The sequence below is a fragment of the Fulvivirga lutimaris genome, from assembly GCF_009711525.1.
GTDB classification, from domain to species: Bacteria; Bacteroidota; Bacteroidia; order Cytophagales; family Cyclobacteriaceae; genus Fulvivirga; species Fulvivirga lutimaris.
Map to the genome: position 1 here is coordinate 17,866 of NZ_SMLV01000401.1, position 10,395 is coordinate 28,260.

The window sequence follows — 10,395 nt, forward strand, 5'->3', positions numbered from 1 at the left end:
ATGAGGTAATTTGGAACAAATTTCAATCTTTAGTCAGTTGTGAAATACTCAAACCAACTCCAAATGATAGCCTTTGCTCATTAATTCATGATACTTCTCCTGATTGAATTCGTAAAGAAAAGCCCCTTTTTTAGAACTGGATTTATCCTTCTCGTCTAGCCTTTGAAGCAATTCTGTTGAGAGCATCTTTTTTCTAAAATTTCTATCATCCAGGGCTTTGCCATATATAGCCTCATATAAGTTAAGCAGTTGAGGAAGCGTAAATTTTTGTGGTAGCAACTCAAAACCAAGAGGAGTATTTTTAGCCTTCGACAACAGATAATCACGTCCAAAATCTATCATCTCGCCATGATCTAACACCATTTTTGGTAGGTCTCCCACTGAAAACCATTGAGCACCATGCTTATTTACAATGTCTTTGTGAATGTCATCCAGTTTAATAAGACTCCAATACAATATGGATATCACTCTTCCAGCCGGATCTCTGTTTGTATTTCCATAAACTCTTATTTGCTCTAGAAATACGTCATTAAGCCCTGTATACTTTTCCAAAACTCTTTTGGCTGCATCATCAATATCCTCCTCTTCATTGATAAACTCACCAATGAGCGACCATTGACCTGCAAAAGGGTCTACCTGTCGCATAAAACTGAGGACGTTGATAGATTTTGATTCTATATCATAACCCAGCACCAGACAATCAACAGCCACCCAGCTTTTTCTATTTTCATCATAGGCCATATTCAAAAATACAAAATAAACGTTATTATTACGTTTATAAATATTTATATTCGTCAGACTGTAATTACAATAGATGCAAAGACTCATTAACAAAGTTGTAGAAGTATTTAATGCTCAATTTGGGAAAGAGCAATTAGTAGTTTCTGCTCCAGGCCGAATAAATATCATTGGTGAACATACTGATTATAACCTCGGTTATGTCTTTCCTGCTGCCATTGGTGAGGCTATTTACTTTGCGCTAGGGCCATCAAATAATCCTACCAAATGCACTTGCCATTCAATAGATGAAAACGAATCATTTTCATTTGACCTTAATGACATTGAAGCTATTCCCTCTCCTACATGGAAAAACTATATACTGGGTGTGGTGGCAGAGCTACAAAATACAGGTAAGACTATTCAAGGATTTAACCTCGCGTTTTCTGGTAACATCCCGGTTGGTTCAGGTATGTCTTCTTCAGCAGCCCTTGAATGTGGCCTATGCTTCGGGCTAAATGAGTTATATAATCTCGGTTTAAGTAGAAAGGAAATGGCACTCATCAGCCAGGCCGCGGAGCACAATTATGCCGGAGTGAAATGTGGCATAATGGACCAGTTCTCAAGCTTAATGGGTAAAAAAGATCAGGCTTTTATACTTGACTGTCGCAATCTGGAATTAACTTATGTAAAAGTCGATTTACAGAACTACTCACTGGTACTTTGCAATTCTAATGTAAGTCATTCTTTAGTTACTTCCGCCTATAATGAGCGAAGACAACAGTGTGAGGATGGTGTTGCCCAGGTTAAAACTAAATATCCTAATGTCCAATCTTTGAGAGATATCAATATGGATATGCTCAATGAGCTTCAACCTATTTTAAATGATACAGTATACAAACGCTGCAAATTTATTGTAGAAGAAAACCAGAGGGTTCTGGATATGGGTAAAGCTTTCGAAAATAGAGATTTGGAGGATATAGGAAGACTCCTTAATGAGGCGCATTATGGATTAAGGTACGAGTTTGAAATAACTTGTGAGCAAACCGATTTTCTGGCTGATCAATTTGTAGATAATAAATTCACCCCTGGTGCACGACAAATGGGTGGTGGTTTTGGTGGTTGTATTATAGCTGTGGTTGAAACTGAAAAATTAAATGACGTAATTAAGGAAGTTTCTTCGGCCTATGCCATGAAATATAAAGAAGCGACTTTTTTACCCATAGAAATATCAAATGGTTGCCATTTAGTAAATAATTGAAATGTTGAACCTGTCACTTTAAATAATGCCTAAAAAAACTGAAATATGAAATTCGCATTTCTGGACTACTTTGTATTTATAAGCTATGCTATTGTAATCGTTGGTGTTGGCCTGTGGGTATCTCGAAAGAAAAAGGGTGAGGAAAGAAGTACAGAAGATTACTTCCTGGCAGGAAAGTCATTGCCATGGTGGGCCATTGGCGCTTCGCTTATTGCAGCAAACATATCGGCAGAGCAGTTCATAGGTATGTCAGGCTCTGGATTTGCAATTGGGCTGGCTATAGCCTCCTACGAATGGATGGCAGCCATCACTTTATTGATAGTAGGCAAATATTTCTTACCCATATTTATCAAAAAGGGACTATATACCATACCTGAATTTATTGAAAAAAGATTTAGCACAGAGCTAAAAACCATCCTTGCCATATTTTGGATTGCGCTTTTCATATTTGTCAACCTCACTTCGGTGCTATATCTCGGTGCAAAGGCATTAGACACTATTTTAGGAACCGGAGATGGAAGTTTACTAATCATTAGCATTATATGTTTAGCGGTATTTGCTGCAGGATATTCTTTATGGGGTGGACTATCCGCTGTAGCATGGACTGATGTAGTTCAAGTGGTATTACTAATTGCCGGAGGATTGGTCACCACCTTCATTGCTCTTGATGCCGTTGCTCCAGATGGAGGGATTATTAATGGGCTCAAACACATCTATGCCGTTGTCCCAGAGAAGTTTTCAATGATCCTCTCAAAAGGAGAAATAATAAAACCCGATGGTGGTGATGCCTGGTTTGACTTACCGGGTTTGTCTGTAGTTATTGGTGGCCTCTGGGTGGCAAACTTATATTACTGGGGGTTTAACCAATACATTATCCAGCGCACACTAGCAGCCAAAAGTCTGGCAGAATCTCAAAAAGGAATCGCCTTTGCTGCCTTTCTGAAATTAATCATTCCATTTATTGTAGTTGTACCAGGCATTGTGGCCTATGTACTCAATGCACCTGGAGGGGATTTGGAAATTGGGAATATGGCCCCGGGTTTTATAGCTGAGGACGGATCAATCGCTAATGACAATGCTGCACCATGGCTGATAAATACCATGGTGCCTGCCGGATTAAAAGGGCTGGTTGTTGCAGCTCTTGCCGCGGCTATAGTATCATCACTAGCCTCCATGCTAAACTCGACTTCTACAATCTTTACCATGGATATCTTTAAGCCTTATATCAAGCCTGATGCCAGCCAAAAACAAATGGTAACTACTGGTAGAGTTACAGGGGTTATTGCACTCATCATAGCACTGATTATTGCACCACAGCTCGGAAATCTAAGTCAGGCATTTCAGTTTATTCAGGAATATACCGGGGTGGTTAGTCCGGGTATATTAGCTGTATTTCTGGCTGGTCTGTTCTGGAAAAAAGCTACTAATAAAGGGGCCATTATTGGGGTACTTCTTTCAATTCCTATTGCCATGTATTTTAAAATAGGTCCTAATGGCTGGTCTGATGCTGCCATCTTTGTGAGTCTTCCATTCATGAATCAAATGATGATTACATGCATTCTTACTTTCATAGTAATTGTACTGGTTAGCCAAATTCAAAGTAATGGCAAAGCGGATGATAAAGCGATAGAATTAACACCGGGTCTATTCAACACACCAAAAGCATTTAATATCAGTGCCTTTGTTATCATGATCATCTGCTCATTTCTTTATGCATTCTTCTGGTAAACTTGAAAATGACTATGTTTTCCATTGACAATCATTCACACAGACGCTACAATCTACTGACCGGAGAATGGGTGCAGGTTTCTCCTCATCGGGCTAAAAGACCATGGCAGGGCCAAAAGGAGACAACTGATTTAGCTGAGGCAAAGAGCTATGATAAAACATGCTATTTATGCCCGGGGAACCAGCGTGCCAATGGTGAAACCAATCCTGATTATGAAAGTGTTTTCACCTTTGAAAATGACTTTGCCGCAATACAACCTGAAGTTCCTTCTGCAGTAGAAAATTCAGGTTTTTTTAGATATAAAAGTGAAAGAGGTATCTGTAAAGTAATATGCTTTAGTCCCAGACATGATCTCACCATTCCAGAAATGAAAATTTCAGAAATTGAAAAGGTGGTAAAGCTGTGGATTGAGGAATGCGAGGAATTAGGGAAGAAATCATTTATTAACCACGTACAAATATTTGAAAATAAAGGCAGTATTATGGGCTGCTCCAATCCACACCCTCATGGACAGATCTGGGCGCAGGAAAGTATTCCTGATGAGCCTGCTAAGAAAAGCTCCAATCAAGCGGATTACTTTTTAAAGCATAAGTCAACATTGCTTGGCGACTACTTAAAAGCTGAGGATCAGGAAGAAACCCGAGTACTGTACCAAAATGATCAGTTTACTATTGTTGTGCCTTTTTGGGCGATATGGCCTTTCGAAGCAATGATAATCTCTAACAGGCCAATGCAACGGATTACAGAAATGAACCAGGAAGAGCAAAAAGCATTTGCCTGTGCCTATAAGTGGCTCACCATCCGCTACGACAACCTATTTGAAACATCATTTCCCTATTCGGCTGGTATTCATCAGGCGCCTTATGATGGAAAGGACCACCCGCATTGGCATTGGCATATGACATTTTATCCACCTCTACTCAGGTCTGCCACGGTCAAAAAATTTATGGTGGGCTATGAAATGTTAGCTAATCCGCAACGCGATATAACTCCAGAACAAGCCGCTACAAGATTAAAAGAACTTTCAGGTATTCATTATAAAATGTCTACCACCAAATAAAATTACTATGCACAAATCCAACACACTGCAAAACTCTCTATTCTTTGTTCTCATTTTAATTTCTTTGTTAAGCTGTGGAAATCAGCCTGATTCTATGTCAGTTTCTGAAACAGAACTGAACGAAAACTGGAGGTTTAAAAGCTCAAATGATACAGAGTGGAATCAAGCCACAGTTCCTGGAACTGTTCATACAGACCTTATTAATCTGGGAAAGATAGAAGATCCCTTCTACAGGTTGAATGAGCATAATCTGCAATGGATTGATAAAGAAGATTGGGAATATGAAACAAGCTTTAATGTTTCTGAAGTCCTTCTCTCTGAACAGAAGGTAGAATTAGATTTTTCTGGCCTGGACACTTACAGCAACATCTATCTAAACGATTCTCTGATCCTCGAAACAGATAATATGTTCAGAAATTATAGTGTGGAGGTGAAGGAACTGCTAAAAGCTGGAGAAAATAAACTTAGAGTGCTGCTAGTATCACCAATAAAAAAAGGAATAGAAAAGTACGATGCTACACCCTTTCAAATACCGGTTTCAGACAATGACCTGGCTAAAATTGGAAAGGTTGAAGGTGAAAAGAAGGTAAGTGTTTTCACGAGAAAAGCAGGTTATCATTTTGGCTGGGACTGGGGCCCCAGGTTAGTTACCTCCGGCATATGGCGGCCAATTTCTTTAAGAAGCTGGAGCAACCATAAAATTGAGGATTTATTTATCCAGCAAAATTCAATAGATGAGAAAGCAAGTCTTACTGCCTTTATAGAAGTAATGTCTAACCAGGATGATGAAGGTGCGCAAGTAGAAATAGAGGTCAATGGAACGCCCATCAAAACGGTAGAAGTAAAACTTACCAAAGGCATTAACACACTAAATGTTCCATTTGAGATAGCAAATCCAGAATTATGGTGGCCAAATGGTATGGGAGAGCAAGTTTTGTACGATGTGGTAACCAATATAACTTCCAATTCATATACGGATGCAAAATCTCATAAAATAGGCCTGAGAACTATAGAACTGGTTAGAGAAGCTGATTCTATTGGGGCCTCTTTTTATTTTAAAGTAAATGGCCATCCAGTTTTTATGAAAGGTGCAAATTATATCCCCCAGGATGTATTTCTCACCAGAGCCAAGGAACCTCAATATAAGCACATATTAACTTCAGCAAAAGAAGCCAATATGAACATGATTCGCGTTTGGGGAGGTGGTATTTACGAGAATAAAGAATTCTATCAGCTATGCGATGAAATGGGACTTTTGGTGTGGCAGGATTTTATGTTCGCCTGCGCCATGTTTCCTGGTGATGATGCCTTTCTCGAAAATGTGAGGCAAGAAGCGATTGATAATGTTAAAAGATTGAGAAATCATACCTCAATTGCATTATGGTGTGGAAATAATGAAAACCTATCAGCATGGGAAAATTGGGGATGGAAAGAAAATGTGACCAAGGAGCAATCAAAAGCTGTAGCTGACACCATTTGGAAAGCCTATGACGATGTCTTCCATAAGATACTTCCCGAAGTAGTTGCTGCCTATGACAATAATCGATCTTATTGGCCATCATCTCCTGGAAGCGATTTTGGTGAAAAAGAATCGCATGAAAAAGGTGATGCTCATTATTGGATGGTTTGGTGGGGTAAGGAGCCTTTTGACAATTATAATAAAGCTATTCCCCGCTTTATGTCAGAATATGGTTTTCAATCATTTCCTTCATTTGAAAGTGTACAAAAATATACTACCCCGGAGGATCATGATATTTATTCAGATGTCATGAAATCTCACCAAAGATCCAGCATTGGTAACAATACCATTGAAGAGTATATGCTCCGGCACTACAAAAAGCCCAAAGATTTTAAGAACTTCCTTTATGTTAGCCAGTTGTTGCAAAGCCATGGCATAAAGGTTGGCATTGAAGCTCACAGGCGAAATAGAGATCGATGCATGGGCAGCTTGTACTGGCAGATCAATGACTGCTGGCCGGTAGCCTCATGGTCAAGTATAGATTATTATGGGCAATGGAAAGCCTTACATTACACTGCTAAAAAATCCTTCGAGAACTTCTTGATCAGTTTTGACGAGAAGGATGATAACATTAATGTATTTGTAATTTCTGATTCATTAAAGACCATAAATGCTCAGCTAAAAGTAAGCCTTATCGATTTTAACGGAAATGTACTAGGGAGCTGGGATAAGTCAATTGATGTGATTGAAAATAGCTCTAATAAACAACTAATACTTCCTAAAAGTGAGCTTGCTAATGATATTTCATCAAGTGTATTGCTCACTGCCACTTTGATGTCAGAGGGTAAAGTTCTTACCCATAACATTCGCTATCTATCCCCTTATAAGGACCTTGATTTTCCTGAGCCAGAACTCAACTATTCCGTTTCGGAAAATCAAGATGAATTTATAGTCCACCTGAGTACAAAAAAGTTGGCCAAGGATGTATTTCTATCTTCAGGGTCGGCAAGTAATTATTCAGACAACTATTTTGATATGCTCCCTAATACCCAGAAAACAGTTAGCATTAGCAAAGATGACATGGATTTTGAATCCTTCAAAAAGAAGTTGAAAGTAGTAACGCTGGTTGACACTTATGATAATTAAAATTTAAATGGTGAAGGCTAAGTACATTCATTTACTTTTTCTGATAATATGCATCGCTTGCAGCGAACATAAAGAGGATTATAGGTCTTATGTTGATTTGCAAGGAGAATGGCAGTTTGCTTTAGATACTGCAAATATTGGAAATGAGCAGCAGTGGTATTTATCTGATCTAAACGATATTGTAAAACTTCCCGGCACCACTGATTCTAACAAAAAAGGAATTCTCAATCAAGATACAACGACAATGCACCTTAACAGGGTGTATAAATATGAAGGCGCGGCATGGTATAGAAAGAAAATTGTCATTCCTGAAAATTTCGATAATAAGCATATTCAATTGTTCTTAGAGAGAACCAAATCATCACAAATATGGATTGACAGCACCTTGATTGGATCATCTCAACTGCTCCAATCTCCACAAATGTTTGATGTGCCAGATTATTTAAGTCCAGGAGAACACCATATCACTATTAAAGTGAATAATGACTTAAAACTAACCCCGTTTGGCAATGTCCACATCTACTCTGATGATACTCAAACCAACTGGAACGGCATTATTGGTAAGTTATATTTAGAAGCAGCGTCAAAAACCTATATTTCAAATCTGCAGGTGTACCCAGATGTTGAAAAGAACAAAATTGAAGTTGATTTAGAAATTGAAAATCCTGCAGGCATTGAGCGTTTTGATGTTCAGCTAAACATAAGAAAGACTGTTAATGGCAATACAAGTCAAATAGCAATTAGCAATTCAACAATTAATTATCAACCTAAAATTAGGTTAGAATATACATTTGATAGAGATCCAGACTTATGGGACGAATATGAGCAACCTATATATCACTTAACTGCAAGTATATCAGCAGCTGACAACAAAGACGCTAAGACGGTTGATTTCGGAATGCGCAAATTTTCTATTGAAGGCACTCAGTTTTCAATCAATGGACGCAAAACATTTTTAAGGGGAAAACATGAGGCAGCTGTTTTTCCTATCAGCGGCCATACTCCAATGAATGTTGAAGATTGGGTAAGGGTATATAAAATAGCCAAATCATATGGTATCAATCATTATCGTTTTCATTCCTACTGCCCACCTGAAGCAGCGTTCACTGCTGCAGACCAAGAAGGTATTTATTTACAGGCAGAATTACCTTTCTGGGGTGGTTTAGAATCTGACACAACTGCGCAAATGCAGCTAGACGAAGGTTATGCATTATTAAAAGCTTATGCCAATCACCCTTCATTTGTTATGTTTTCACCAGGCAATGAAATATGGAGCGGCCATGATAATGTTGATAAAAATATGATAGCCTTAAAGGACTATGATAGCCGGCCTTTATATACCATGGGATCAAACAATAATATAGGGTATATGCCTCCAAGTGATTACTCTGATTTTTTCGTTGGTGTGCGTACACCTTCAGAAGGCGACACTATTCTCACTCATACAAGACTTACTCATGCCTATGCCGATTCTGATGAGGGAGGTATATTAAATACTTGTCTACCTACTACTGAAAGGAACTTTGATTATGCGGTGCACCAATTTAATATGCCTTTGGTCAGTCATGAGATTGGGCAATATCAGATCTTTCCTGACTATAAGGAGATTGATAAATACACAGGGGTTTTAAGCGCAAGGAATCTTGAAGTTTTCAAAAAACGCCTTGAAAAAGCAGGCATGGGAAACATGGATAGTATTTTTCAAAAGGCATCTGGTGCATGGTCTGCGCTTTGCTACAAGGCTGAAATGGAAGCCGCACTACGCACTAAAGGCATGGCCGGATTCCAATTGCTGGACCTACAGGACTTTCCCGGACAAGGCACAGCATTGGTAGGTATTTTAGACGCCTTTATGGATAGCAAAAATGTGATTAGCCCTACTGCATGGAAACAATCTTGTAATGATATTACCGTGCTTCTTGAGTTTCCTAAATACTGTTGGACTAATGACGAAAAGTTTAATGCCAAAATAGTGGTGGCTAATTATTCAAATCAAAACTTCAACACCGGAATTATCTGGAGCATCAAAAAGCAAGATGGAACAATCATCGATGAAGGCTCAAACACTAACGGAGAAATTGTCAATGGCGGATTATCTGATCAAGGAGAAATAAATCTGTCTTTATCTTCTTTTGTCAAACCAGAAAAGCTCACTATTAATATTGAAATACCGGACACTGAATACAGTAACTCCTACCCTATTTGGGTTTATCCTGCACATGCAGAAGTTGAGATTCCAAAAAGCATCATTGTTTCTGAAAAGTTAACCAGTCAGGTGCTGGATGAACTGCAAGGTGGTGCCAAAGTGCTGCTATTTCCTCAAACTGAAGATGTGAAACAAAATAGTTTTGCAGGGCAATTCCCTCCAGAATTCTGGAACTATGGCATGTTCAAAGGAATTAGTGAATGGCTCAAAAAACCAGTTTCACCTGGCACATTAGGTTTACTGACAAACCCAGCGCACCCACTTTTTAATTCCTTTCCAACAGATTGTCATACCAACTGGCAATGGTTTTCTATTGTAAAAGCAAGTAACTCATTGATATTGGATCAGACAAGCAAAGCTTACAGACCAATTGTTCAAGTTATTGACAACCTTGAAAGAAATCATAAGCTGGGTTTAATATTTGAATTTAAAGTGGGTGCTGGTAGTGTGTTGATTTGCATGTCACAACTCGATAAGCTATCTGATAAACCAGAAGCCAAACAGCTTTATCAATCAATACTAAATTATATGAATTCGACCGATTTCAAACCGCAAGAGACCTTTAGTGCCGATGACTTGCAGAGCCTGCTCAGTGGAAATAACATTTAAAAAAATAAGCAAACTATACCGTATCATGAAAAGAATTATAACCACCTTGTCAATCTCTCTCCTAATTATTGGGCAGATGCTCGCTCAAAATCTCGAGCTTAGCTCTCCAGATAAACGCATACAAATTAAGGTCAACTGTGCTGATGGTATCTCTTGGTCAGCCACGCTTGATGGCAAGGTTATTATAGAGAAAGTCACAGTGGGGATG

Annotated in this window: 7 protein-coding genes; 6 read left to right on the top strand and 1 reads right to left on the bottom strand. The window is 38.7% G+C overall.

Features of this window, described 5'->3' with window-relative positions; all coding sequences use genetic code 11:
• Nucleotides 1-48 precede the first annotated feature (48 nt).
• The gene (locus E1140_RS13895) at nt 49-741 is read right to left on the bottom strand and encodes an NUDIX hydrolase (protein WP_155184905.1); all 693 of its coding nucleotides are present in this window, start codon (nt 739-741) and stop codon (nt 49-51) included.
• 73 nt (nt 742-814) lie between these two features.
• Here E1140_RS13895 and galK point away from each other — a divergent pair, with 73 nt between their 5' ends.
• From galK to E1140_RS21685, 6 genes are all read left to right on the top strand, one after another.
• A complete protein-coding gene (gene galK, locus E1140_RS13900) occupies nt 815-1,978 on the top strand; it encodes a galactokinase (protein WP_155184908.1) in 1,164 nt (387 codons plus the stop codon).
• Between the two features lie 45 nt (nt 1,979-2,023).
• Nucleotides 2,024-3,706, top strand: coding sequence for a sodium/sugar symporter (locus E1140_RS13905; RefSeq protein WP_155184911.1), 1,683 nt, complete (start codon nt 2,024-2,026; stop codon nt 3,704-3,706).
• Between the two features lie 14 nt (nt 3,707-3,720).
• Nucleotides 3,721-4,767 (top strand): UDP-glucose--hexose-1-phosphate uridylyltransferase, encoded by a 1,047-nt coding sequence (locus tag E1140_RS13910; RefSeq protein ID WP_343034253.1) that lies wholly within the window; start codon nt 3,721-3,723, stop codon nt 4,765-4,767.
• Between the two features lie 7 nt (nt 4,768-4,774).
• A complete protein-coding gene (locus E1140_RS13915) occupies nt 4,775-7,372 on the top strand; it encodes a beta-mannosidase (protein WP_155184917.1) in 2,598 nt (865 codons plus the stop codon).
• Nucleotides 7,373-7,382: 10 nt separating this feature from the next.
• A complete protein-coding gene (locus tag E1140_RS13920; protein WP_185153594.1) occupies nt 7,383-10,187 on the top strand; it encodes a sugar-binding domain-containing protein in 2,805 nt (934 codons plus the stop codon).
• 25 nt (nt 10,188-10,212) lie between these two features.
• Nucleotides 10,213-10,395: hypothetical protein (locus E1140_RS21685; protein ID WP_221412696.1), on the top strand; the 183-nt coding region annotated here is incomplete at its 3' end.